Genomic DNA, 26,117 nt, shown 5'->3' on the forward strand with positions numbered 1-26,117 from the left:
GCGGACACCCCCGCAACCGGACCCACCCCGCCTTCGACAGATCTCTGCGGTCCGTGGATCCACGCCATGCGTGGATGAATCTCTGACAGATAACGAAATCAATCGGGGTCAGATCCGTTTTCCAAAGGAAAACGGATCTCACCCCACGACCCCATGTTGTTCCAGGATCAATCCAACCGTCATCGGGAGACTGTCGAAGGCGGGGCGGTGTGGGCTGGCAGGACCGTTGGCGCCATGGATGGCGCCATCGAGCCCCCAGGGGTGAGGGCGCTTTGCTTGCGAAGCACTGCTTCGCAAGCGCCCGAACGCCCAGCCGCCAGCGGCTGGGCCGGTCTGGGGGTTTACGGCGTGTCCTGCAAGCCCACACCGCCCCGCCCAACCAGCAGACACCCCAGAGCCGGCTGTTGCCTTTGACGTTGCTCTGGCTTGAAGGCTTCTGCAGGTGCAGGGCGCAGCCCTGCCGACCCACCCTCCCCTGCGCACGAAAACGTTTCCACTGTTTTCAGCAAACCGTCATCCCTTCGCCACGCCAGTACCATATTGCGCAGCAGCATGCGCCCACGGGCGACCCATGCTAAAAAACGCCCGCCCATCGCTTAGATCGATCCAAGCCGACATTGCGATGGCCGGGAGTTGGGGGAGCAGCAACAGGACGTACCAGGCCACGCGCACGGTGCTACTGCCACTGCATGGCGATAGCGACAATGTCACTTCAAATTAGATCGATTCAAGTTGTCCGTGCCACGTCACCGGATCAATCCAGGAGAGAGGGAGAGATGGGAATGAAGCATTCAACACGTACGCATGGCCAGGACGCATTGTCGCTGGCCATCGCGCTGGCCCTGGCCGCCGCCGTCGTTCCGGCCGGCGCCGCCGCGCAGCAGGCAACGTCCACCGGCTCGCAGGAAGCCACCAACCTGGACAGCGTCCAGGTCACCGGCTACCGCTACGCCATCGAAAAGAGCCTTGAGCAGAAGCGCGACGCCAATGCCGTGGTCGAAGTGATCACCGCCGAGGACGTCGGCAAGTTCCCCGACAAGAACGTGGCCGACGCACTGCAGCGCGTGCCTGGCGTGATCATCACCCGCAGCGGTGGCGAGGGTAAGAACGTCAGCGTGCGCGGCCTGGCCTCGGACCTGACCCTGACCCAGTTGAACGGCAACTACGTCGCCACCTCGGAAACCAATGACGAGGCCTCGCGTTCGTTCAACTACACCCTGCTGCCATCGAACATGCTGTCGGCAGCCGAGCTGTACAAGACGCCGGAAGCGCGCATCGACGAAGGCGGCATCGGCGGCACCGTGATCCTGCGCACCCGCCGTCCGCTGGACATGGAAGCCAACTCCGGCTTCGCCTCGATCGAAGGCACCTCGTCGGACACCAGCAGTGGTGTCGACCCGCAGGCATCGGCGATGTACTCCTGGCACAGCAAGGACGAGCGCTTCGGCCTGCTGATCGGTGCGACCAAGCAGGTCCGCACCAACCGCAGCATGGAAGTCAGTACCGAAGACTGGCAGTGGTACAGCGACCGTGTCGATGCCAACGGCGGCGTCATCCATGACTACGTCTGGAACGCCGCGGGCCGCACGCGCAATCCGGCCGTCGACGTGTACGGCAACGCCTTGCCGGACGCCTCCCAGTTCTGGGGCCGCTCGGGCATCTACAACCAGAATGGTGGCCACTACTCCGGCTTCTTCATGCCGACGTCGGTCAACTTCGCCGTGCGTGACGAGCGCCGCGAGCGCACCGGCGGCCAGCTGACGTTCCAGTTCAAGCCGCTCGACAACGTCACGATGACGGCGAACTACTTCCGCTTCGAACTGCAGGGCAACTACACCCAGAACATGCTGAAGGTTCCGGAATGGAACCTCGCGCGCGTGGCCGGCGACGGCAACTGGGAAGGCGGCCGCATGCTCAACGGCTTCACCATGGACCCCAGTGGCACCATCGTGACCGGCGCGCAGTACCAGATGCAGCCGGGCCGCAACTACATCTGCAGCGAAGACCAGGCCGCCGCCGCCGGCCTGCGCCCAGGCGGCTGGGGCCCGGATGACTGCACCATCCCCACCCCGCAGCTGACCGGCACCTATAGCAAGGAAAAGGCGCTGTCGCAGACCGCGGACCTGACCATCGACTGGGACATCAGCCCGTTGTGGAAGGCCAGCTTCGCCGGTGGCCGGACGTGGTCCGAAGGTGGCCCGTCGATGAACTTCCGCATGTCGGCCAAGCCGCGCCGCCAGGTCAACGGCCAGTGGCAGGCCGGCAACACCTACAGCGCGTGGGACCTGACCGGCACGCCGTCGGTGAACTTCTCGCCCGACCTGCAGCAGCAGCTGATGAACGGCATCGCCGAAGTGGACACCGGCTCGACCGATTCGTCGTGGAAGCGCACCGAGGTCAAGCAGAACCACTTCCAGGCTGACGTCACCAAGCTGTTCGAGGCCGGCTGGCTGGATTCGATCCAGTTCGGCGCCAAGTACAGCGATGGCAAGGTCCACCGCAATACCGGCAACACCTACTGGGTCTGCCAGGGGGCCGACCCGAGCGATTACAGCAAGCGTTACCAGGCGGGTTGTGATTCGACCGCCGGCAGCGCCCAGCCCGGCTTCTTCCTGTCGAAGCCGATGGACAACATCGCCGGTGGGTTCAACGCCAATGTGTTCCCGGGCATCAACTACCCGGCCTACATCGACTACCTGAACAACCGCTACGGCAGCGTGCAGAACCGTACCGAGGACGACTTCGTCTACGACGTGCAGGAAAAGGTGTACTCGGGCTACTTCCAGGCCAACTTCCGCACCGAGCGCCTGCGCGGCAACATCGGCGTGCGCGTGGCACGGACCAAGCAGCACGCCGCCTCCAGCGATTCTGTCGAACGCTTCAACGACTATTTCGCCGACAACGCCGCCGGCTCGCCGCTGGCCTGCACCGATCCGTCGGCAGCTGCCCTGCTCGGCTCCAACAGCGGCTATGGCTGCGAAAGCGGTTTCGTGCGCCTGCCGGATGCACTGGCCCGCGCCAAGACCTACGAACTGTCCTCGCTGGAAAAGACCTACACCGACATCCTGCCGAGCTTCAACATCGCCTGGGACATCACCGATTCACTGGTGCTGCGCGGTGCTGCGTCGAAGGTCATCGCCCGCCCCAGCTACACCAACATCGCCTACCCGGGCGGCCTGAGCTACTACTCCGATGAGTACAGCAACGACCGTCGCGTGGCCGGTGGTGCCACCAACCCCGGCTGGTATGGCTCGGGCAGCAACAAGGAGCTGGAACCGTTCAAGGCCACCCAGTACGACCTGAGCCTGGAGTGGTACTTCAAGCCGGGTGCCGTGGCGGGTGTCGGCGTGTTCCGCAAGGACGTCAAGAACTTCACCGTGCCGGTGGTGCGCGACCAGCAGATGAACGTCGGCGGCCAGAACGTGACCGTGCAGAAGTACGAGACCCAGGCCAACGGCCGTGACGGCGTGTCGCAGGGCGTGGAAATCTACGGCCAGTACACCCTGGACTTCGGTCTCGGCTTCCAGGCCAACTACACCTACAACGACACCAACATGGCCTCGGTGGAGATCAACGGCGAACAGATCGGTTCCTCGCCGCTGGTGGGCAGTGCCAAGAACCAGGCCAACTTCACCATGTTCTACGAGAACGAGAAGTTCCTGGCGCGCGCCTCGTACAACCGTCGCGGCGTGGTGGTCGGTGGCCTCAACAACGGCTTCAGCTCCTACTCCGAGCCATACGACCAGCTGGATCTGAACGCCGCCTACAACATCCGCGAAGACCTGGCACTGACCGCTTCGGTGCTCAACGTCACCAAGTCCGAGCAGCGCGTGCACCTGGGCAACGACACCAAGGCGCGCCTGCTGTCCAACACCTACTCGGGCCGCCAGTACTACGTCGGCCTGACCTGGAAGTTCTAAGGCCCGACCGGGCTTGCCGGGTCCTGCCCGGCATTGCCCCGCCCCGCTCCGCGCGGGGCCATTCCTCCACGGCAGCCGCGCTGGTACAGGTGGCTGCCGTTTTCATTGGCTCCGATATGCCCGGCGTTCAGTCCGGCGCTTGACCCTGCCATCGTTGGAAGGTGCACACTGGCTCCACCCAAGCGCACAGAAGGAGCTACAGATGGAATTCCATGTTGACGGCATGACCTGCGGCAGCTGCGCACGCAGCGTGACCCGTGCAATCCAGCAGATCGATCCCAATGCCAGTGTGGTCGCCGACCCGCCGACCGGCCTGGTCAAGGTGCAGACCACCGCATCACAGGAAGATGTCTTCGCCGCGGTGAACGATGCCGGGTTCCCGCCGCGCACCGCCTGATCCGCAGCCTCGCTTCAACAACAAAGCCCGCCCGGTGCAACCGCATCGGGCGGGCTTTTTCATGTGCGCGACAGCGGCTCAGTGCTTGTGTGGACGGCGCCGCACCGCACCGGTCTTCGGAGCATCAACCGGTGACTCTATTTCGTCATCCTCGCCCAGCCGCTGCAGGATCGGGCACTCCGGGCGCTCATCCCCCGCGCAACAACTGATCAACGACTTCAGCGTGTCGGCCATCTGCCGCATGCTCTCGATGCGCTGCTCCAGATCGACGATGTGCTGTTCTGCCAGGCGCTTCACGTCGGCACTGTGCCGCGAGGTGTCGTTCCAGAGGCCCAGCAGGTCGGTGATTTCGGCAACCTGGAAGCCGAGATCGCGTGCGCGGCGGATGAAACGCAGGCGGTGGATGTCCGCCTGCGAGTACGCCCGGTAACCCGACTCGGTGCGATCGGCCGCAGGAATCAGGCCGATCTGTTCGTAGTAGCGGATCATCTTCGCCGACACGCTGGAGGCCTTGGCGGCTTCGCCGATGTTCATACGGATCTCCTTCAATGAGTCGCTGCGGGGGCATCCGCCATCGGTGGCTGGAAACGGCGCAGGCGCAGCGCGTTGCCCAGCACGAACACGCTGGACAGTGCCATTGCACCGGCCGCGAACACTGGCGACAGCAGCACGCCCCAGACCGGGTACAGCACGCCGGCCGCCACCGGGATCAACGCGGTGTTGTAGGCGAAGGCCCAGAACAGGTTCTGGCGGATGTTGCCCAGCGTCGCCTTCGACAGCGCGATGGCATTCGGCACGCCCTGCAGGTTGCCTGACATCAGCACCACGTCGGCCGATTCCACCGCGATATCGGTACCGGTGCCGATGGCCAGGCCGACATCGGCCTCGGCCAACGCCGGCGCATCGTTGATGCCATCGCCGACGAACGCGACATGGCCATGCGCGGCCTTCAGCCGGCGCACTGCTTCAACCTTGCCTTCCGGCAGCACCTCGGCCACCACCTCGTCGATGCCCAGCTGCCGCGCGATCGCCTGCGCGGTACCCGCATTGTCGCCGGTGATCATCGCCACCTTCAGGCCAAGCTGGTGCAGCGCCGCGATCGCGGCCGGCGTGCTCGGCTTGATCGGATCGGACACCGCGATGATCGCGGCCAGGCGGCCGTCGATGGCGGCATACAGCGGCGACTTGCCCTGCGTTCCAAGCTGGCTGGCCAGTTCAGCGAACGGGCCGATGTCGACGCCGAGCTCACGCATGAATCGATCAGCACCAACCTCCACGCGCGCCCCATCAACGCTGGCACGCACGCCCATGCCGGTGACCGATTCGAAATCGGCCATCGCCGGCAGCGCCATGCCCTGCTCGGCAGCCGCGTCAACGATGGCGCGGGCAATCGGATGCTCCGAGCGCGACTCCACTGCCGCCACCGCTGCCAGCACCGTACCGTGATCAAAGCCGTCGGCGATCTCCAGATCGGTCAAGCGCGGGCGGCCCTCGGTCAGCGTGCCGGTCTTGTCCACCGCCACCACCTGCGCATCCTTCAACAGCTGCAGCGCCTCGCCCTTGCGGAACAACACGCCCAGTTCGGCGCCACGGCCGGTCCCGACCATGATCGAGGTCGGCGTGGCCAGGCCCATCGCGCACGGGCAGGCAATGATCAGCACCGCCACCGCATTGACCAGCGCGAAACTCAGTGCCGGTGACGGGCCGAAGATCAACCAGACCAGGAAGGTCGCCAGCGCAGCCAGCATCACCGCCGGCACGAACCACAACGTGACCTTGTCGACCACCGCCTGGATCGGCAGCTTCGAGCCCTGCGCCTGTTCGACCATGCGGATGATCTGCGCCAGCATGGTCTGCGCGCCCACCGCCGTGGCACGTACCGTCAGTGCGCCCTTCTGGTTGACCGTACCGCCCACCACACCGCTGCCCGGCTGCTTCTCGACCGGAATCGGCTCGCCGCTGATCATCGATTCATCGATGTAGCTGCGGCCTTCAACCACCTCGCCGTCGACCGGCACGCGCTCGCCCGGCCGCACTTCCACCACGTCGCCGCTCTGCACTTCATTGACCGGGATATCGACTGCGCGGCCGTCACGGATCACGTGGGCGACCTTGGCCTGCAGGTTGACCAGGCGCTTGATCGCTTCGGAGGTGCGGCCCTTGGCCCGGGCTTCGAGGAAGCGGCCGAGCAGGATCAGCGCAACGATCACCGCTGCCGCTTCGTAGTAGACGTTCACCGTGCCCGGCGGCAACAGCCGCGGTGCAAAGGTCGCCACCACCGAATAACCGAACGCTGCGGCGGTGCCCACCGCCACCAGCGAATTCATGTCCGGCGCAAGCCGCAGCAGCGCCGGGAAACCCTTCTGGTAGAAACGGCGACCGGGGATGGCCAGCACCAGGAGGGTCAGTGCGAACTGCAGATACCAGCTGGTCTGCATGCCGATGTTGGCCATCACCCATTCGTGCATGCCGGGAATCAGGTGCGAACCCATCTCCAGCACGAACACCGGCAGCGCCAGCGCGGACGCCACGATCAGGTCGCGTTTCAGTTCGGCGCGCTCGGCATCCTTCTTTTCAGCGGCTTCATCATCGGACTGCACACCGGCCTCGATCGGGCGGGCGGCATAGCCGACCTTGTCGATGGCCGCCACCAGGGCGGCCGTATCAGCCACGCCGCGCACGGTGGCACGCTCGGTGGCCAGGTTCACGCTGGCCTGGCTGACCCCGGGCACCGCCAGCAGCGCGCGCTCCACGCGACCCACGCAGGATGCGCAGGTCATGCCCTCCACCGCCAGTTCAACGGTCGCGGCGGGTACGTCGTAGCCCACACGTTCAACCGCCTGGATCAGCGCCGCGCGATCAACCGGACCGGAGGGCCGGATGTCCGCGCGCTCGGTGGCGAGGTTCACAGAGACACTGCCGACGCCCTCGACCTTGGACAGCGCTGCTTCGACCCGGCCAACACAGCTGGCACAGGTCATGCCCTCGATGGGAAGGCTGATGGTGGAGGGGCTGACGGGAACTGCAGTGGCGCGAGGCTTGCTCATGATCGGATTCCCGGGGTTCCTTCTGGATGTGGACAGGCTAAACCTTGCCATCGTTGGAAGGTCAAATCCATCCATCCCGGGACCGACCGGTAGCGCCGGGCCATGCCCGGCGTACCGCCTGCAACCTGCCTCAGAAGGTGAACACGTACTCCAGCGCGAACTCACGGCCCACCGCGCCCAGCAGGCGGGTCGGGGCGAAGTCGTAGTCCAGCTTGTACGGATCCTTGTGGTTCCAGCTGGCCGAGTTGAACGCGTTGTTGACGTACACGTTCACCTTCGCGTGCTCGGTCACCTGGTAGCCCACGTTGAAGTTCCAGGTGATGAACGGCCCGACCCGGCCGAAATAGCGGGCGGTCTGCTGGCCCGCATTCGGGTTCGGGTTGGGCGAGCCATCCGGACGCGTCGCCGGCTCCAGGCAGTTCAGCGACGGGCTGTCGCTGGGCACGTAGCCATCGGCGAACGGCAGGCAGCCGCCGGGGTTGTCCAGGCGGTCGGTACCCCAGTGGTAGCGCACGCCCGGCACCGAGCCGACGCGGTCTGCGTAGACATTGGCGTTCCAGTTGCCACGCTGCCAGGCCAGGCTCGCGCGCAGCTTGCTGCGCAGGTCACGATCGCGCCGCTCCGGATTCGGGTCGTTGGCGTAGCGCTGTTCCTTGGTGGAGATCTGGTTGGTGTAGTTCAGGCCCAGCTGGAAGCTGCCCCACTGCGCGGTGTCCAGGCGATAGCGTGCGGTCAGGTCGATGCCACGTACCTCGCGGCTGGCCAGGTTGAACGGGCCGCGCTCGATCGATACCAGGCGCCCGTTGCTGTCACGGTTCACGCGGGCCAGGATGCCGGCGCAGTACTCGCCACCGGCCGGATTCGCCCACGGCGTACCGTCCATGTTCTTGCCGGTCAAGCAGCCCGCTTCGCTGGCCAGCACCTCGTCGGCGCCAACGTCGACGATCATGTCTTCCAGCTTGATCGCCCAGTAGTCGGCGCTGACCGACAGGTTCGGCAGCACGTCCCAGACGAAGCCGACCGTCCACGAATCACCGGTTTCCGAGCGCAGCAGCGGCGTGCCACGGCGGTTCACATCGAACGTGTACCAGACATCGGTGTTGCCGACGCCGCAGTTGTTGACCAGGTAGGCGCCGCTCTGGATGCAGCGCAGGCGGTCATAGGTCTGTACTTCGGAGCTGCTCGGCTGGCCCAGCAGGTAGTGCATGTCCGGCGCATGGAAGCTGGTGGCATACGAGCCGCGCACCAGCAGCGATTCCACCGGGCGCCATTCCAGGCCGACATTCCAGGTGGTTTCCTTCTGGCTGCCGATGTTCAGCGCTTCGCTGCTGTCGTCGGCCTTGTAGTTGCCATAACGGTCATAGCGCGCGGCCGCGGTGGCGGTCACGCTCTCCAGCAGCGGGATCTTGAACTCGACGCCCGCCGAATAGCGGGTGCGCTCGCCACCACCACGGTCGACATTCTGCAGATCGAAGTCGACGCCGGCGCGTGAGTCAGGACTGAGGTGATAGCCCTGCTGCGCGACTTCAGCCACGGCTGCGAACGAGATGGGGCCGGCCCAGCCCTGGAACAGTTCGCCGGTGATGTCCGCCGACGCCTGGTTGACCCAGGAGGTCGCGCGGTTCTTCGCCACCGTACCCATCTGCCAGTACTGGTCCGGCGTCAGCGGATTCCACCAGCGCGATTCGTTCAACGCGTAGATCGCCTCGCCATCAGCAGTGGTGCCCAGCTTCGGGCCGAGGAAGTAGTCGTACGACTTCTGCTTGTCGACCACGTTCTGCCGCTCTTCCACACGGTAGTACGAACGCCCTACCGTTGCGCTCCAGTCGAAGCGGTCGGCGAGGCGCCCGCGCAGGCCGGCGCTCCAGTCCCAGGACAGTTCGCGATTGGTGTTGCGCAGCGTATCCAGGCCGCCGACCTCGTTCGGCGTGAACTGGCGCACGCCAAGGATCGGGCGGTTGCGGCTGGCATCCCAGTAATAGCCGTTGTCATCGTCGATCAGCGACACGCTGGGTGGATTGGTGCCCCATATCGCCTCCGAGCGGTAAACCGCCAGGTTGGTCCAGGCCTGCAGGTCGGTGCTGAAATCAAAGGTGGCATAGAGGTTGCCGGACACGTTCTCGGCACCGCCGGTGAGCAGCCAGTTGGCGTAGTCGGCGCTCATGCCGCACAGGCGGCCGGTATTGGTGATGGTGTTGGCGGCGTAGTTGTAGACCAGCCGATCGGCGGTGTAGTACTCGCCGTTGAACTTCTCGCAGGTGCCGGGCGGTGGCGCCAGGCGCTGGCCGTTGCTCGGATCGATCAGCGCCAGGCCGGCAGCGGGACGGAAGCCGACCTTGCGCTGTTCCATGTTCCAGGACGGGTACGGCGCATCGTCTGCGTCGTCCATCTGCGGGCGGTCACGGCCGAACAACGGATCGCGCTTGGTGTACTGCAGCGCGTAGGTCACGCTCCAGTTGTCACCGGTCTTGCCGCCGGCCCAGGACAGATCCCAGGTATCACGGCCGCCTTCGGTCGACGTGCCGCCGCGTACGCGCACTTCATCACCGTCGTAGTTCGTTTTCAGGATGACGTTGACCACACCGGCAATCGCATCGGAACCGTAGATGGCCGAGGCGCCTCCGGTCAGTACTTCGATGCGTTCCACCGCAGCAGCCGGAATGTTGCCGTAGTTGGAGAAGTTGGTCTCGCCGCCGTACGGCAGCGGGTAGTCGGCCACACGACGACCATTGACCAGCAGCAGCGAGCGGTTCGGCCCCATGCCGCGCAGGTTCAGGCCGCTGGCGTTGGGTGTGTGCGAGCCCCATTGCGAGGCCGCCTCGACGGTGCCGGTCGCTTCGGTCAGCGTCTTCAGCGCGTCGTACACGCTGACGAAGCCTTCCTTCTGGATCTGCGCGGCGGTGATCACATTGACCGGCGCCGGCCCTTCGACGCTGGCGCGCTTGATGCGCGAGCCGGTCACGGTGACCGCGTCGAGATCCTTGGTGGACGAGCTTGAGGCTTCCTGCGCATTGGCAGCCAGGGGAAGCAGGGCCAGGACCAGGGCCTGGGACAGCAGGTGACGACGCTTGCGGACGATCTGAGCCATGGGTGGTTGCTCTTCGAAAGTGTGGACGCACGGACGGGTGGTGGCGCGGCACTACGGCTGATCCGGGCGCCTGGATCGGTTCAAGACCGTCGCGGCGCCCTCCCCTGTGGATCGATCCAAACTAAAGCACAGCTGAACCATGCCCGGCATGCGGCGACGCACAAACCGGTGACGGCGTGCCGTTATTGGCTACCGGTATCGAGAGCAATCAATGGGTTGCGGACTATGGCTGAGAGAACAGCGCAGGAATGCATGACACGATTGCGACAATCACGCGCGGAACGGTTTTGTCCGCGGCAAGCCTGCTGCAGGGGTCAGATCCCTTCGCAGAAGGGCTCTGACCTAATTGCGTGCGCGGTCGGGGTCGGAGCCCTTCTGCGAAGGGATCCGACCCCGCGCCTGCAATCAGCCGTCCAGCGCCTGCCGCAGTGCGGCCACGGTGGCGGTGGCGGTCTGGCTCCAGTCCGGGTCCAGGCCGCGCAGGGCCGGATTCTGGAACTGCATGGCCGAGCGCCGCAGGCCCTTGGCCGAGGCATGCAGTTCGCTGCAGCCACTCTTCCGCGCGACCGTGGCAATGTTGGCCGGGCCCAGTCCGGCACCAGCCATCACCGTGATGCGCGCCTCCGCCTGGGTGACCAGGCCCGCCAGCACCTCGGCACCGGCCTCGGCGCTTGCCTGGCCCCCCGAGGTCAATACCCGCTGGCATCCCAGCCCAATCACCTGCTCCAGTGCGGCAGGCAGGTCGCGGGCGGCATCGAAGGCGCGGTGGAAGGTCACCTGCAACGGCCCGGCGGCCTGCACCAGTTCGCGGCACAGCGGCAGATCGATGTTGCCCTGCACATCCAGTGCGCCGATCACAACGCCATCGCAGCCGAGGGCACGGCACTGCGCGATGTCACGCAGCATCAGTTCGGTTTCCAGCGCGTCGTAGTGGAAATCACCCGGACGCGGGCGCACCAGCACGAACAGCGGAATCGACAGGCGTTCGCGGGCGATGGCGATGCTGGCAAACGACGGCGTGGTGCCCCCCTCGGCCAGGTTGTCGAACAGCTCGATGCGGTCGGCGCCGCCGGCCTGGGCGGCCAGCGCCGAGGCCAGCGAGTTGCTGGCGATCTCCAGGGTGCGCCGCGTGCTCACGCCTGGGTGCTCGTGTAGATCGACGGCGAGTCGCGCAGGTCATCCTGGCGCTGCGCATCACACACCGCGTAGACGAAACCGCGGTGCAACGCGTACGCGCCCACCTCGCCCTGCTTGTTCATGGCCAGGAAGCACACCTGCAGCGTTCTGCTCGCTTCCGGGCGCTTGCGCACCACACGGTCGATCGCCTCGCGACAAGCCTGCGCCGGCGAGCGCCCCTGGCGCATCAGCTCGACCACCAGGAACGAAGCGGCGTTGCGGATCATCTCCTCACCTACGCCAGAGGCGGTGGCCGCACCCACTTCGTTGTCGACATACAGGCCGGCACCGATGATCGGACTGTCGCCGACCCGGCCGTGCAGCTTCCAGGCCATGCCGCTGGTGGTGCAGGCACCGGCCAGATGGCCCTTGGCATCCAGCGCCAGCATGCCGATGGTGTCGTGGTTGTCGCTGTTGCCGGGGATGCCACGGCGCTCGGCATTGATCTGCGGCTGGTACTTCTCGGTCTTCAGCCACTCGCGCCAGGCCGCTTCGGCCTGCGGTGTCAGCAGGCGCTGGCGTTCGAAGCCCTGCTGCACGGCAAACTGCTGTGCGCCCTCGCCCACCAGCAGCACATGCGGGCTGTTCTCCATCACTTTGCGGGCCACCGACACCGGATGCAGGATGTCGACCAGCGCAGCCACCGCGCCACAGCGGCCATCACCATCCATGATGCTGGCATCCAGGCTCAGTACGCCCTCGCGATCCGGGTTGCCGCAATGACCGACGGTGGGATTGCACAGTTCGCTCTCGGCCCAGCGCGCACCGGCTTCCACCGCATCCAGCGCGCTGCCACCTTGCGCCAGTACTTTCCACGCAGCCTGGTTGGCCGGCATGCCGAAGTCCCAGGTCGAAACCACCTTGGCTCCACCCTGCGCGCGCGCGTGTACGCCCGGTAATGCTGCCATGCCTGCAGCCAGTGCTCCGGCCTGCAGAAACTGCCTGCGATCCACCATCTTCCCCTCCCAGTCTGCAATGTGCGGCCGGCACGATGCTGGTCGCAGCGATCAGTCGTGCGCGGGCTGCCGTGCGGCGTGCCAGACCGCTGCGCCCAGCACCCCCAGCTGGCCATGCTCCACGCGCCATACCGGCACCTGGCGCAGCACCTCGGTCAGCACGCCCTTGTTGAGGAAGCGCTCACGGAAACGGCCATCGGCCAGGAAATCCTGCACGTGCGCGGAAATGCCGCCGGCCAGGTACACCGAGCGTGCGCCGACGGCGATCGCCGCGTCACCGGCCAGGCTGCCCAGCCAGGCGCAGAACACCTGCAGCGTCTCCACCGCCAGCGCATCCTCGCCGCTGCGGGCGGCGCCGATCAGCGCCTCGGTGCTGGACCACACCGGGGTGACGCCACGCAGTTCGCACAGGCACGGATACAGGTTCATCAGGCCGCTGCCGGAAAGCACGCGCTCGTTGTCCACGTGCGCCCAGCGCTGAAGCAGCTTGCCCAGCACCTGCAGTTCCAGCGCGTTGCCGGCGCCAAGCGCGGCATGGCCGATCTCGCTGGCCAGCACCGGGCGCTCGCCATCGGCGAAACGCAGCGCGGCGCCCAGGCCGGTGCCCGCGCCCAGCACCAGCGCCGGGAACGCCTGCGCCGGATCGGCGTCGCCGTTCAGTGGCACCAGCGTCTCGCGCTGCAGGTACGGGATGGCCAGTGCCACCGCCTCGAAATCATTGATCAGCTGCAGCTCGCGCAGCCCGGACTGCGCGCGGGTGGCCGACAGCGATACGGTCCACGGCAGGTTGGAATTGATCAGCACATCGCCATCGAGCAGGCCGGCGATGGCCACCACGGCGGTCTGCACCGGCTGGCTGAGGCCAGTGGTGAAATCAGCAAGGATCGCCGCCAGGCTGGGATGCTCGGCGCAGGCGTAGGTGCGATGGCTGCCCAGCAGCGGCGCCTGGCCGGGTTGCGTTTCAGCCAACGCCAAACGGGCGAAGGTGCCGCCGACATCGGCGACGACCAGATGGCGCGGAAGACCGCCGCGGGCGGAGTCGGAGGAAACCGGGGACGCTGCTGCGATGGTCACGCTGGCCTGCTTGGATCGATTGAATCGCCCCGATTCTCAGGCATCGGGGCGGCTTTGCCTAGCACGCCGGTGGTTCAGGTTGGCCTACATGCCTTCCTGTTCGGCCACCTGCACGCCGTCCACCAGCACGCGCAGGCGCTGCGGGCGGAAGCCGGCGAACAGCAGCGGCCGGGTGCGTTCTACCAGCACTTCATGGCCAGCAATGTGGCGCAGCCACGACTGTACCAGCGAGAACGAGAAGTGGGTGCCCGGATGCAGCGGGTGCTGCACCCAGACCTTCTCGGTGGCGCTCTGCAGCAGCATCGCGCCGGTGAACCAGTGGCGGCTGAGGGTCACCGGCGTAGTGCCGGCCATGAAGCGGATATCCATGCGGGGTCCTTTCGCTGGAGAGGCCTTGCGGCGTGTCAGGGCTGGGCAGTCTGCAGGCTGTAGCTGGTGGTGGCAGTGAACACTGCGCCATCGGGTTGGGTGGAGCGCACTTCGACCTTGTGGCTGCCCACCGCCAGATCGGTCGGCAGCGCGCCACGCCACAGGTGAGGCGATGCGGTGGCCTCCGGCGAACGATCGTAGCCACGCAGGCTGTTTGCCATATCGTCGGCCACGTTCTCCACCATCAGGCGCGGGTCCGGCTGGCTGACCTGCTTCATCGGCTGCCAGGCGCCGCCGTCGACGCGGTACTCGACCACGCTGGCATCCTCGCCCATGTAGACGTTGGCATAGATGCCCCATGCCGGGTAGGCCCCCTGGCGGAGCACCTTCGGTGCATGCAGGCCGATCTGTTCGCTGGCTGGCCTGCCGGCCACGCGGTACTGCAGTTTGTAGCTGCCATTGCCGGCGACATCCAGCAGCGCGTAGCCCTTTGGCGTGCCATCGCTCATGGTGCTGTCCGGCACGCCGGCGGCATCCTTCACCCCGGACCAGAATGCACCGCAGTTGGCACCGACATTGTATTCGTGCAGCGGCTTGTCGCCGTTCCAGCCCTCGGCCTTGCCGTGGTAGACGTGCTGCTGGGTGTGGCTGTGGCCGCTGAGCACCAGCACGTTGCGGAAGTCCTTGAGCAGGTCGAACAGGCGCTGGCGGTCGGCATGGCGGAAGGTCTCGCGCCCCGGTGCCGCATCGAACAGCGGGATGTGCATGCCCAGCACCAGCAGGCGGTCCTTGTGCAGGCCCTTCAGGTAGCTGGCGAGGAAGGCGAACTGGTCTTCGCGCAGGCCGCCGACGTACTTCGGCCTGGCCTTGGGGTCGTACACCACGTCATCGAGGAACACGAAACTGGCGCCGCCCTCTTCCACCGCGTAGGTGTCCGGGCCATAGATGTTGCGCCAGCTGTCCAGCGAATGGTCGTCGCTGGCTGCATCGAAGTCGAGGTCGTGGTTGCCCGGCACATGGAACCACGGCACGCCCAGCGACGTGGTGACCTTGTTGATCGCCGGGTACAGGGTCAGGTCGTCGTTGACGATGTCACCCAGGGTTGTACCCAGGCGCGCCCTGGTCTGGCCGACCAGCGGCGCCACGATCGACTGCTGGTAGTAGCCGATGTCCTTAAGGCTGGCAGTCTGCGAATCGGTGAACACCAGCATCTGGAATCCGCGGCGACTGTCATGGCGGTCCGGCTGCAGCGCGAAATCCCAGTTGCGGGTGACGTCGCTGGTCGCGGCGATGCCGCCGTACTTCAGTGCCGGCGAACCGTTCGGGCGGTAGTGGCGCCAGAACGACGGCAGGCCATCGGTCGCCTTCGGGAAGGCGTAGGCGTCCGGCTTGATCACGAACACGGTCTGGCCGTCACGCACCGGAAGGCTGTAGCTGCCATCGGCGGCGGTCTTGACGATGGTCTCGCCGTTGGAGACCTGCACCCCGGCCAGGCCCGGATCGGTGGCGCCGCGGCCCGGCTTGCCGTCGCGCTCCAGATAGACCTTGCCGGTGACCACGGTGTCCGCGGCCCAGGCCGGCGAGGTCAGCAACAGGCAGCACAGCCAGGCGGCAGGCAGTTTCATGGGACGGTCCGGGAGAGAAGAAGACTCCCTATTGTAGAGCCGAGCCATGCTTGGCTGCATTGCAGAGGTGGGTGCGGACCGCTGGGCCGCACGCCTCCTTCAACGATGGCGCTTTTCCAGCACCGCCCGCGCATCCTCTAGCGACAGACCACGCGCGCGCAGCAGCACCAGCAGGTGGTAAAGCAGGTCCGAGGCCTCGCCCAGCAGCGCTTCATCGTCCTGCGCCACCGCTGCCAGCGCGGTCTCCACGCCCTCCTCGCCCACCTTCTGCGCGATGCGGCGGATACCGCCCTCGAACAGGCTCGTGGTGTAGCTGCCCGGTGGCCGCTGTGCCTCGCGCATCGCCACCAGCTGGCCCAGCCCGCCAAGGAAGTCCTTCGGCGCGCCATCGAAGCAGCTCTCCGCACCGGTGTGACAGGTTGGCCCGGCCGGGCGCGCCATCACCAGCAGCGTATCGGCATCGCAGTCCACGCTGATCGACTGCACCACCAGCACGTTTCCGGACTGCTCGCCCTTGGTCCACAACCGCTGCTTGCTGCGGCTGAAGAACGTCATGTGGCCGATCGCCAGGGTGGCCGCCAGCGATTCAGCGCTGACATAGCCCAGCATCAGCACCTGCAGGGTATCGGCATCCTGCACGACAGCAGGCAGCAGGCCTTCGCCCTTGCCCCAGTCCAGCGCCTGCAGCGCATCCAGTGACGGCCTCACTTCAATAGACATCCCGCACCTCGATCTGCTGCTCGCGCAGGTAGCGCTTCAATTCCGGAATGGCGATGGCACCGCTGTGGAACACGCTGGCGGCCAGCGCGCCATCCACATCGGCCTGGTCGAAGGCCTCGGCGAAGTGTTCCATCGCACCAGCGCCACCGGAGGCGATCAGCGGCACCTGGCAGAGTGCACGCGCCTGCTGCAGCTGCGCGACGTCGTAGCCACGGCGCACGCCGTCGCTGTCCATGCAGTTCAATACGATCTCGCCGGCGCCACGGCGCTGCGCTTCGACGATCCAGTCCAGGGTGCGCAACGCCACCGCCTGGGTCTTGTCCGGGTCGCCACTGAAACGGCGCACCCGCCACTGGCCGTCAGCCTCGCGCACCGAATCGACGCCCACCACCACGCACTGCACGCCGAACTCGTCGGCCAGCTCGGTGATCAGTTCCGGGCGCCCCAGCGCCGGCGAGTTGATCGACACCTTGTCGGCACCGGCGAACAGCACGCGGCGTGCCGTTTCGACGCTGTCGATGCCACCGGCCACGCAGAACGGGATGTCGATCAGTCGCGCGATACGCTCGATCCAGGCCACGTCCACTGAACGCGCCTCGGGGCTGGCGCCGATGTCATAGAACACCAGCTCGTCGGCGCCCTGGTCACGGTAGCGCTGCGCCAGCTCGGCGATATCGCCCATGTCGACGTGGTCGCGGAAACGCACGCCCTTGACCACGCGGCCATCGCGCACGTCCAGGCAGGGAATGATGCGCCGGCTCAACATGCCAGTGCCTCCGCCAGGTCCATGCGCTGCTCCAGCAGCGCCTTGCCAAGGATCGCGCCACCGCAGCCTGCACTTCGCGCTTCGGCAACGTCGGCCACGTCACGGATGCCGCCGGAAGCCTGCACCGCCACGCCCGGCAGCAGCGCCGAAAGGTGTTGGTAGAGGCTGATGTTGGGCCCGGCCAGCATGCCGTCGCGGGCGATGTCGGTGCACAGCAGGTGGCGCATGCCGGCGCGTGCGTAGCGCTGGGCCAGATCATCCAGGGTCACCCCGGCGTTCTCGGTCCAGCCGTGCACCGGCAGCTGCCACTGGCCCTGCGCATCCTGGCGGGCGTCAAGCGCAATGGTGACGCGTTCGGCGCCGAATTCCTCCAGCCAGCCCACCACCTCATCGGGGCGGCGCACGGCCAGTGAACCGACCACCACGCGGTGCGCGCCGGCATCGAGGATGCGCGCCACGTCATCGCGACCGCGCACGCCACCGCCGGTCTGCACCCGCAATGGCGTCTGCGCGCGGATCCCGGCCAGCAGCGGCGCCAGCGTATAGCCGCCGGCACGCGCCGCATCCAGATCGACCAGGTGCATCCACTGCGCGCCCTGCGCAGCAAAGGCCTGCGCGCGCGGCAGGGGGTCGTCGCCATACGAGGTTTCCTGCGCGTAGTCGCCCTGGCGCAGCCGCACCACGCGGCCATCACGGATATCCATCGCGGGGTAAACGATGAAACTCATGCAGCAGTGCCCTCGAGAAAATTGCGCAGCATCAGCGAACCGGTTTCGCCGGAACGCTCGGGATGGAACTGCGCGCCGTAGTAGCGGCCCTGCTCCACCACGGCCGTGAACAGGCCGCCGTGATCGCAGGCAGCAACGGTGTGGGCATTGAGCGGCGCCGCATAGCTGTGCACGAAATAAGCGCTGGCCCGCTCTGGTACACCCTGCAACAGGAGCGAATCACGTAGCGGCAGCAGGCGGTTCCAACCCATGTGCGGCACCCGGATGCCGCAGGCCGGCACCAGCTTGCGTACCACACCGGGAATCAGCCCCAGCGTTTCCACGCCGGCTTCCTCGGAGCGCTCGAACAACAGCTGCATGCCCAGGCAGATGCCCATCAACGGTACTTCCAGCCGCTGCAACGGCTCGACCAGGCCCTGCGCATGCAGGCGCTGCATGCCGGGACCCGCCGCACCGACGCCGGGCAGGATCACCCGCTGCGCGCCGGCCAGCCCATCGGCATCGCGCACCAGCCGAACGCTGGCGCCGAGGCGTTCGAGCGCATAGCGCACCGAACCAAGATTGGCACCGCCCGCGTCGATCAGCGCAACGTCACTCACAGCGCCCCCTTGGTGGTCGGCAACGCCGTGCCCTGCCGGGCCAACGCCGGCCGCAGCGCGCGCGCCAGTGCCTTGAAGCAAGCCTCCACCTTGTGATGGTCATTGTCACCGCGTACCTGCAGGTTGAGGTTCAGCCCGCTGGCATCGCACAGTGAACGGAAGAAGTGCGGCACCAGTTCCGTCGGCATGTCGCCCACCCGTTCGCGCTTGAACTCGCCGTCGAACACGAAGTATGGGCGGCCGCTGAAATCCAGCGCAGCGCTGGCCAGGGTCTCGTCCATCGGCAAGGTGAAACCGTAGCGGCCGATGCCGCGCTTGTCGCCCAGTGCTTCGCGCAGCGCCTGGCCCAGCGCGAGGCCGGTGTCTTCGATGGTGTGGTGCTCGTCGATGTGCAGGTCGCCCTCGGCCTGGATGTCCAGGGCGAAGCCGCCATGCTTGCCGATCTGTTCCAGCATGTGGTCGAAGAACGGCAGTCCGGTGGAGATGCGCGCATCGCCCGCACGATCCAGATCCAGTTCGACGCGGATCTTCGTTTCTTTCGTATTGCGCTGGACCACAGCGGTACGCGGCGCGTCGGCCAGCGCGTGGGCGATGCCCGGCCAGTCCCACTCACCACCAAACTGCTCGGTACGCAGCTGGAAGCCACGGATGTTGAGGTTGTCGGCGAACTGCAGGTCGGTGATGCGGTCACCCACCATGCCGGAGCGTGCCCAGTCGATGCTGCGGTCCTGCAGGTAGGTGGTCATCAGGCCGATGCCCGGCTTGCGGGTCGGCGCATTGTCCTGCGGCCAGCTGCAATCGATCAGCACGTCACGGAAGGTGATGCCCTGGCTCTCGAAGATCTGCAGCATCAGTTCGTTAGGGCCATCAAAGCTGGCGCGCGGATAGCTGTCGCTGCCCAGGCCATCCTGGTTGGTGACGATCACGAACTGGTAGCCGGCATCCCGCAGCTTCAGCAGCGCCGGGATCACCTGCGGCACGAAGCGCAGCTTCTCGTAGGCGTCGATCTGGAAATCGGACGGCTCCTCGATGAGGGTGCCGTCGCGGTCGATGAACAGGATCGGGGTCATGCTGCGGCCCTCCGCGCCGACAGGGCCGCAAGCACGCGGTCGTTCTCTTCGGGGCTGCCGATGCTGATGCGCAGAGCATCGCCCAGCTGTGGCGCGGCGCGCTGGTCGCGCACCACCACGCCAGCAGCCAGCAGCGTATCGAATGCGGCCTGGGCATCGGCGAAGCGCACCAGCAGGTAGTTGCCGGACGAGGCATACACGCAGCGTACGCCGGGCAGGCCGGACAGCGACGCGAACAGGCGTTCACGCTCGGCGACGACCGTGGCCACGCGTTCGGCGGTGCGCGCCAGTGCGGCCGGTTGCAGTGCCTGCACCGCCAGTTCGGCGCAAGGGGTCGGCACCGGGTACGGCGCCTGGCAGCGACGCAGCACGGCAATCAGTTCCGGTGCGGCGATAAGGGTTCCAATGCGCGCGGCGGCAAGAGCGTGCGCCTTCGACAACGTGCGCAGCACCGCCAGATTCGGGTTCACGGCCAACAGCGTGGTCGCCGACGGACGCTGCGCGTACTCGACATAGGCCTCATCCACCACCACCAGCGCCTGCCCGCGCAACGCCATGGCCACGCGCTCGACCTCATCCAGGGCGATATCACTGCCGGCTGGGTTCGACGGTGCGCACAGGAACACCAGCTTGGCATTGCGCGCCCTGGCGGTGTCGATCACCGCATCCAGATCGGCACGCAGGCCGTCTTCGCCGTCCACCAGCGGCACTTCGATCAGCGGGGCGCCCTGCAACCTTGCACACACGGCGTACATGCCGAACACCGGCGGCGTGACCAGCACGCCATCACGACCGGGCACGCACAGCGCGCGCACCAGCAGGTCGATGGCCTCGTCACTGCCGCGCCCGACCAGCAGCTGCTGCGGCTGCACGCCATACAGTGCGGCCAGGCCTTCACGCAGCGCCAGCGGCTGCGGTTCGGGATAGCGCCGGCTGCTGCCGTCAGCATCGGCCGGATTGGCCCACGCCGATTCATTGGCGTTCAACCAGACCTCGCCCTGAACCTCGGCACTGCGCGCCGAACTGTAGCCGGCAAAGGCCTGCAGATCCGGGCGTACCAGTGCCAGCACATCATCAATGGGGGCACTCATGCGGCGGCCTCCATGCGCAGGGCCACCGCACGTTCGTGCGCGTCCAGGCCTTCGGCGCTGGCAATGGTGCGCGCGCAACCACCGATCGCCGCCAGTCCTGCAGCGCTGGCACTCTGCACGCTGATCAGGTTCTGGAAGCTGGCGACGCTGACACCGCTGTAGGCACGTGCGGCGCCTGCTGTCGGCAGTACGTGATTGGTGCCGCTGCAGTAGTCGCCCAGTGCTTCCGGCGTGTAATCGCCGAGGAACACCGAGCCGGCCGCCTGCACCTGGTCCAGCCAATCGCGCGGCTGGCGCAACGCCAGGATCAGGTGTTCGGGCGCATAGCGGTTGCTGATCGCAAAGGCTTCACCCAGCGTCTCCACCTGGATCAACCGCGAAGCCGACAATGCCTGGCGTGCGATCTGCTGGCGCGGCAGCAGGGCCACCTGGCGCTCCACTTCGGCCTCGACCGCCGCCAGCATCGCGGCATCGTCGGTCAGCAGAAGCACCTGCGAATCCGGGCCATGCTCGGCCTGCGACAGCAGATCGGCAGCCACGAACGCCGGATTGGCACCCGCATCGGCGATCACCAGCACTTCCGACGGGCCGGCCGGCATGTCGATGGCGGCGGCGCCGTCCTGTGCGACCTGCTGCTTGGCTTCGGTAACGAAGCTGTTGCCGGGCCCGAACAGCTTGTCGCAGGCCGGGATGGTGGCGGTGCCATAGGCCATCGCGGCAATCGCCTGCGCGCCGCCGAGCTTGAACACGCGCTGCACGCCGGTCAGGCGCGCGGCCACCAGCACCGCCGGATCGGCAGTCCCGTCGGCGCGCGGCGGCGTGCACAGCACTACCTGCGGGCAACCAGCCAGTTGCGCCGGCACGCCCAGCATCAACGCGGTGGACGGCAGCGGTGCACTGCCTGCCGGTACGTACAGGCCGACCCGGCCGATCGGCCGCAGCATGCGTTCACAGACCACGCCCGGCGCGGTCTCCACGGCATAGCCCTTGCCCATGCCAGCCTCGTGGAAGCGCGTGATGCGCTCGGCAGCTTCCACCATGGCCTGGCGCAGTTCCGCGGGTACCGCCGCTTCGGCGGCCGCGAACTCGTCATCGGACACTTCGAAGGACGCCAGCTCCACGCCATCGAAACGTGCGGTAATCGCACGCAGCGCCTCGTCGCCCTGTGCGCGCACCTGCGCGATCAGCGCCGCCACCGCGTCGCGGGTCTGTTGCGCCACGGTCTGCACCGGGCGGGTCAATGCTGCGCTGCGCGCGGCCTCATCAAGTCGGGACCAGATCAGACGGTTCATGCCAGCGACCGCTCCACGCTCAACACCATCAGGCCCTGCGCGCCGGCGCGCTCGAGTTCTTCCATGCGTTGCCAGCTCAAGGGACCCGGGCACATGGTCTGCAGGCGCAGTGCGCCGCCATCGGCCGGCAGCCGCACCAGCGGCTCGGCATCGGCCAGCAACTGTGCCAGCGCATCGACGCGATCCTCGCTGGCACGGAACATCAGCAGCTTGCGGTCCTGGCGCTGCACCACGCCGTCGAGACGGCGCAGCAGCATCGCCCGCAGCGACGCGCGTGCGTCATCCGGCACGCGCACCGCGCCCGCCAGCACCGCCTCGCTGTCGAGCAGGTTGTGCACCGGGGTCAACTGGTTGGCGCGCAGCGTGGCGCCGCTGGAGACCAGGTCGCAGATCAGGTCGGCGGTACCGAGGCGTGGCGCGATCTCCACCGAACCGGACAGCTCGACCACCTGCGCATCCACGCCCTGCTCATCCAGCCACTGCTTGAGGATGGCCGGGTAGCTGGTGGCGATGCGGGTGCCGGCCAGCTGCGCCGGGCCCTGCCACTGCCATTCCTCCGGCACCGCCAGCATCAGCCGGCACTGGCCGAAGCCCAGCCCGCGCAGCGCCTGGTAGGCATCGGGCAGGCCGATCTGGCGGCGGGCCGCGGCCTGCTCATCCAGCTCGTTGCGGCCGACGATGCCGAGGTCGCAGACGCCGTCGGCGATCAGGCCCGGGATGTCGTCGTCGCGCACCAGCAACAGGTCCACCGGCAGCGATTCGCCGTAGCAGAACAGCTTGTCGCGGCTCTCGCGCCAGCTCAGGCCACAGGCACTGAGCAGGTTGCGGGCGGGCTCGGCCAGCCGGCCACTCTTCTGGATGGCGATACGCAGCCGGTGGCGTGCCGGCGCTGCCTGGGTTGCACTCATGGGGGAGGTCTCGAAGTTCGGAACGGGGCGCGGATCAGCGCGAAGCAAGGCGGTCGATGGCGGTGGCATAGCCTCGATGGCCATGCTCGAGCGTGCGTGCCACCCGTCCAGTGGTGGTCACGCTGACCCCGGTGCGCTCGTGGATCTCGCGATACGGCACGCCCTGCTGCAGCAGCGGCACCACCTTCCAGCGGTCGGCCATGGCTTCCAGTTCGGCGGGGGTGCACAGATCGCGCAGGAACGCTTCCACCTGCTCCGGCTCGCGCAGGGCGGCAAAGGCCCGGGCCAGGGCTTCCAGGTCGGCCTTCGGGTCTTTGGCGGCAATTTCGGGGCGGGCTTTCACGGGGTCGTTTCCATGCATCAATGTAATAGCGTGTTAGTACATTAGCGCATTCTTGCGCAGTGCGTCAAATAGAGGGTCGAGGGGGCCGCAGGGCTGCCACCCTGCACCCGCGGAAGCCGGGGCAACGGCCAAAGCTGGGTTGCTGGGGGTTGGCTGCGGTCTGCTGGATCTCGCTGGGAAAGTGATCGAGAACGGCTTTTGTAGAGTCGAGCCATGCTCGACTGCTCTTCCCCATAAACGAAAAACGCCCACCGAAAGGTGGGCGTTTTTCTTTCAAATCAAGAGCCTGAGCCGGCTCAGGGCATACAGCGCACCTCGGCCTGCAGCGCCCCGCGCCGCAGGCATTCACCGAACAGGCTGCCCTGCCGGCTCGGCAGGGACTGGATGTTTTCCAACGCACCCACGCCCACCGGGCACTTCTGTGCGGCCAGGGCCTGCAGGTCGCCTTCGAGTTGCGCGCGATCGATCACATGGCAGCGATCAACCTGCAGCCGGTACTGGTCCGGACCGATGCGCGTGCTGTGCAGCGACGGGTCACTCTGGCAGCCGGCCAGCAGGAGGACGAACAGCCCTCCTGCCGCGAACCGCATCACACCATCGCCTTCGACTGCTCCAGCTCCACCTGCAAGGTACTGGCCAGCTCATCGCGGGAGACTTCGAACTGCTGCTCGCGCAGCAGATCCTTCACCGCCACCACGCCGCGCGCCAGCTCATCCTCACCCGCCAGCACCACGAAGCGGATACCTGCCTTGGCGGCGTACTGGAACTGCTTGCCAATCTTCTTCGGCTCCATCTGCACTTCGGTGTTGATGCCGCCGGCGCGCAGGCGACGGGCGATGTCCAGCGACTGCGCCATGCCCTGCTCGTCCATCAGCGCCACCAGCGCCTGCACGCTGCTGGCCTCGATGCCGTCGATCAGGCCGGCCTCGCGCAGCTGCCAGAACAGGCGCGACAGGCCGATGGAGATGCCCACGCCCGGCAGCTTCGACTTGCTGTAGTGGCTGGCCAGGTCTTCATAGCGGCCGCCCGAGCAGATGGAGCCGATCTGCGGGTGGTCGGTCAGCGTGGTCTCGTACACGGTACCGGTGTAGTAATCCAGGCCACGCGCAATCGAGAAATTCAAGCAGTAGGCGCTTTCCGGCACGCCCAGCGCCTGCACCAGCTGCAGCACTTCGCGCAGCTCGGCAACACCGGTGCGCAGCGTTTCCGACGAAGCCGCGCCGGTTTCCAGCGCGGCCAGCTGGGCCAGCGCATCGGCATGGCCCTGCGAACGCACAGCCACGAAGGCCAGGATCTTCTCGACCTGTTCGGCCGGGATCCCGAAGCCTTCGCCGACCAGCGTCTCGCGCACGTAATCGGCGCCGCGCTTGTCCAGCTTGTCCACTTCGCGCAGCACCGCCAGCTGGCGCTCGCCCTCGGCCACGCCCAGGCTTTCGAAGAAGCCGCGCATCAGCTTGCGGTTGTTCAACTGGATGCTGAAGTCGCCGATACGCAGTTCCGAGAACACCGCGTGGATGACCGCCAGCACTTCGGCGTCATAACGAACGCTCAGGCTGTCCTTGCCGATCACGTCGATGTCGCACTGGTAGAACTCGCGGAAACGACCGCGCTGGGCGCGCTCGCCGCGGTACACGCGCTGCATCTGGTAGCGGCGGAACGGGAAGGTCAGTTCATGTTCGTGCTCGGCCACGTAGCGCGCCAGCGGCACGGTGAGGTCGAAGCGCAGCGCCATCTCCGGCAGCGAACGGTCGCCTGATTCGGCGGCGTTGGCCAGCGCACCGGTGGACTGCACGAAATACACCTGGCGCTCGGTCTCGCCACCGGACTTGGTCAGCAGCACGTCGGACAGCTCGAAGACCGGCGTCTCCACCGGCAGGAACCCGAAGCGCTCGTAGTTGCGGCGGATCACGTCCAGCATGCGCTGGAACGCAATCTGCTCGCGCGGCAGCAGTTCAAGGGTGCCGGGCGGGGTACGGGGCTTGATCACGGGCGGAACTCCTGCTGGAACGGGACGTGGGAGGGGGCGACATTCTAGCGCCCCCGCCTCGGGCAGGGTCGAACGGCCGCTTGAAGTATCATAAGGCCCTCCCCGCCCGCGATACGCCCCCGCAACATGTCACGGCCTTCCGGCGCTCCGCCCGCCACCAACGATCCCGCCTCGCCGTCCTGCACCACGCTGGACTGCCTGCACTGCTCGGTTCGCCACCTTGCGGTGTGCTCGGCGCTGTCGCCCGATGAAGTGCAGGCACTGGAACAGGTCACCGTTTCCCAGCAGGTCAGCATGGGCAGCACCCTGGCCCGCACCGGCGAGGAACGCCAGCATGTCTATACATTGACCGGCGGTGCCCTGCGCCTGGTGCGCACCCTGGCCGATGGCCGCCGCCAGATCAATGGCTTCGTCCTTCCCGGCGACTACCTGGGCCTGAGCGGCAGCGACCACCACCGCTACGATATCGAGGCCATCGCCGACAGCCGCGTATGCCGCGTCGCCCTGCCGCAGATGAAGGCACTTCGCAGCCGCTTCCCGCACCTGGAGCGCAAGCTGCTGCAGCGCGCCTGCCAGGAACTGGACGCCGCGCAGGACGCCGCACTGGCACTGGCGCGCCTGCAGCCGGCCGAGAAGCTGGCCGATTTCCTGCTGCGCCTGGCCGCGCGCGAAGCCAAGCTGGGCGGCGATGGCCTGCGCGTCTCGCTGCCGATGGGCCGTGGCGATATCGCCGACCATCTGGGCCTGACCATGGAAACGGTCAGCCGTACCTTCACCAAGCTGCGCCAGCAGGGGCTGATTGCCCTGCCCCACCTGAACGTCGTGGAGATCCTCGACGAGGACGGACTGCGCGGACTGGCGGGCGAAGGCCTGGCCTGACCTCCGCTAACGCTCGCCGGGCATGGCCCGGCGCTAACCCGCTCGCTGACCTTCGGTAGCGCCGGGCCATGCCCGGCGGCTC

The 26,117-nt window shown here is 66.9% G+C and carries 22 protein-coding genes; 3 read left to right on the top strand and 19 right to left on the bottom strand.

Annotated elements, in window-relative coordinates:
* Positions 1-776 precede the first annotated feature (776 nt).
* The gene (locus AC5P88_RS16285; RefSeq protein WP_495225520.1) at positions 777-3,920 is read left to right on the top strand and encodes a TonB-dependent receptor; all 3,144 of its coding nucleotides are present in this window, start codon (positions 777-779) and stop codon (positions 3,918-3,920) included.
* A gap of 202 nt (positions 3,921-4,122) precedes the next feature.
* A complete protein-coding gene (locus AC5P88_RS16290) occupies positions 4,123-4,317 on the top strand; it encodes a heavy-metal-associated domain-containing protein (RefSeq protein WP_106549697.1) in 195 nt (64 codons plus the stop codon).
* 78 nt (positions 4,318-4,395) lie between these two features.
* Here AC5P88_RS16290 and cueR read toward each other — a convergent pair whose 3' ends face one another.
* From cueR to hisS, 19 genes are all read right to left on the bottom strand, one after another.
* Positions 4,396-4,851 carry a Cu(I)-responsive transcriptional regulator gene (gene cueR, locus AC5P88_RS16295; RefSeq protein ID WP_106549696.1) on the bottom strand — a complete coding sequence of 152 codons (456 nt, stop codon included), beginning with the start codon at positions 4,849-4,851 and terminating at the stop codon, positions 4,396-4,398.
* A gap of 11 nt (positions 4,852-4,862) precedes the next feature.
* A complete protein-coding gene (locus tag AC5P88_RS16300; RefSeq protein WP_495225521.1) occupies positions 4,863-7,364 on the bottom strand; it encodes a heavy metal translocating P-type ATPase in 2,502 nt (833 codons plus the stop codon).
* Positions 7,365-7,494: 130 nt separating this feature from the next.
* Positions 7,495-10,452, bottom strand: coding sequence for a TonB-dependent receptor plug domain-containing protein (locus tag AC5P88_RS16305; RefSeq protein WP_495225522.1), 2,958 nt, complete (start codon positions 10,450-10,452; stop codon positions 7,495-7,497).
* A gap of 405 nt (positions 10,453-10,857) precedes the next feature.
* Complete coding sequence (locus tag AC5P88_RS16310) at positions 10,858-11,589, bottom strand: copper homeostasis protein CutC (RefSeq protein WP_286075747.1); 732 nt, start codon at positions 11,587-11,589, stop codon at positions 10,858-10,860.
* On the bottom strand, positions 11,586-12,584 hold the full coding sequence (locus AC5P88_RS16315; protein ID WP_495225523.1) for a glycosylasparaginase: 999 nt from the start codon (positions 12,582-12,584) through the stop codon (positions 11,586-11,588). The genes AC5P88_RS16310 and AC5P88_RS16315 overlap by 4 nt, the downstream gene beginning before the upstream one ends.
* 51 nt (positions 12,585-12,635) lie before the next feature.
* Positions 12,636-13,658 (bottom strand): glucokinase, encoded by a 1,023-nt coding sequence (locus tag AC5P88_RS16320; RefSeq protein ID WP_106549691.1) that lies wholly within the window; start codon positions 13,656-13,658, stop codon positions 12,636-12,638.
* 84 nt (positions 13,659-13,742) lie between these two features.
* Positions 13,743-14,027: a hypothetical protein gene (locus tag AC5P88_RS16325; RefSeq protein WP_005409434.1), complete on the bottom strand. Its 285-nt coding sequence runs from the start codon at positions 14,025-14,027 to the stop codon at positions 13,743-13,745.
* Positions 14,028-14,062: 35 nt separating this feature from the next.
* On the bottom strand, positions 14,063-15,652 hold the full coding sequence (locus AC5P88_RS16330; protein ID WP_115875558.1) for a calcineurin-like phosphoesterase C-terminal domain-containing protein: 1,590 nt from the start codon (positions 15,650-15,652) through the stop codon (positions 14,063-14,065).
* 99 nt (positions 15,653-15,751) lie between these two features.
* Positions 15,752-16,372, bottom strand: coding sequence for a bifunctional phosphoribosyl-AMP cyclohydrolase/phosphoribosyl-ATP diphosphatase HisIE (hisIE, locus tag AC5P88_RS16335; protein ID WP_106549689.1), 621 nt, complete (start codon positions 16,370-16,372; stop codon positions 15,752-15,754).
* Entirely contained in the window at positions 16,362-17,138 is a 777-nt protein-coding gene (gene hisF, locus AC5P88_RS16340; RefSeq protein WP_115875554.1) for an imidazole glycerol phosphate synthase subunit HisF, read from the bottom strand. Before hisF ends, hisIE begins: the two co-directional genes overlap by 11 nt.
* Positions 17,132-17,866, bottom strand: coding sequence for a 1-(5-phosphoribosyl)-5-[(5-phosphoribosylamino)methylideneamino]imidazole-4-carboxamide isomerase (hisA, locus tag AC5P88_RS16345; protein WP_495225525.1), 735 nt, complete (start codon positions 17,864-17,866; stop codon positions 17,132-17,134). Before hisA ends, hisF begins: the two co-directional genes overlap by 7 nt.
* Positions 17,863-18,465 (bottom strand): imidazole glycerol phosphate synthase subunit HisH, encoded by a 603-nt coding sequence (gene hisH, locus AC5P88_RS16350; RefSeq protein WP_115875551.1) that lies wholly within the window; start codon positions 18,463-18,465, stop codon positions 17,863-17,865. Before hisH ends, hisA begins: the two co-directional genes overlap by 4 nt.
* Positions 18,462-19,535 carry a bifunctional histidinol-phosphatase/imidazoleglycerol-phosphate dehydratase HisB gene (gene hisB / locus AC5P88_RS16355; protein ID WP_106549686.1) on the bottom strand — a complete coding sequence of 358 codons (1,074 nt, stop codon included), beginning with the start codon at positions 19,533-19,535 and terminating at the stop codon, positions 18,462-18,464. Before hisB ends, hisH begins: the two co-directional genes overlap by 4 nt.
* Positions 19,532-20,626: a histidinol-phosphate transaminase gene (hisC, locus tag AC5P88_RS16360; RefSeq protein WP_495225526.1), complete on the bottom strand. Its 1,095-nt coding sequence runs from the start codon at positions 20,624-20,626 to the stop codon at positions 19,532-19,534. The genes hisB and hisC overlap by 4 nt, the downstream gene beginning before the upstream one ends.
* Positions 20,623-21,918 (bottom strand): histidinol dehydrogenase, encoded by a 1,296-nt coding sequence (gene hisD, locus AC5P88_RS16365; RefSeq protein WP_111113080.1) that lies wholly within the window; start codon positions 21,916-21,918, stop codon positions 20,623-20,625. The genes hisC and hisD overlap by 4 nt, the downstream gene beginning before the upstream one ends.
* Positions 21,915-22,826 carry an ATP phosphoribosyltransferase gene (gene hisG / locus AC5P88_RS16370; protein ID WP_495225527.1) on the bottom strand — a complete coding sequence of 304 codons (912 nt, stop codon included), beginning with the start codon at positions 22,824-22,826 and terminating at the stop codon, positions 21,915-21,917. The genes hisD and hisG overlap by 4 nt, the downstream gene beginning before the upstream one ends.
* Before the next feature lie 34 nt (positions 22,827-22,860).
* Complete coding sequence (locus tag AC5P88_RS16375) at positions 22,861-23,169, bottom strand: YerC/YecD family TrpR-related protein (protein WP_106549682.1); 309 nt, start codon at positions 23,167-23,169, stop codon at positions 22,861-22,863.
* A 296-nt stretch (positions 23,170-23,465) separates the two neighbouring features.
* Positions 23,466-23,759 (bottom strand): hypothetical protein, encoded by a 294-nt coding sequence (locus AC5P88_RS16380; RefSeq protein ID WP_495225528.1) that lies wholly within the window; start codon positions 23,757-23,759, stop codon positions 23,466-23,468.
* On the bottom strand, positions 23,759-25,156 hold the full coding sequence (gene hisS / locus AC5P88_RS16385) for a histidine--tRNA ligase (protein WP_495225529.1): 1,398 nt from the start codon (positions 25,154-25,156) through the stop codon (positions 23,759-23,761). Before hisS ends, AC5P88_RS16380 begins: the two co-directional genes overlap by 1 nt.
* Before the next feature lie 126 nt (positions 25,157-25,282).
* Here hisS and AC5P88_RS16390 point away from each other — a divergent pair, with 126 nt between their 5' ends.
* Positions 25,283-26,035 (top strand): Crp/Fnr family transcriptional regulator, encoded by a 753-nt coding sequence (locus tag AC5P88_RS16390; RefSeq protein ID WP_106549679.1) that lies wholly within the window; start codon positions 25,283-25,285, stop codon positions 26,033-26,035.
* Positions 26,036-26,117: the final 82 nt, after the last annotated feature.

The organism is Stenotrophomonas sp. YJH_SMC_8 (assembly GCF_059371315.1).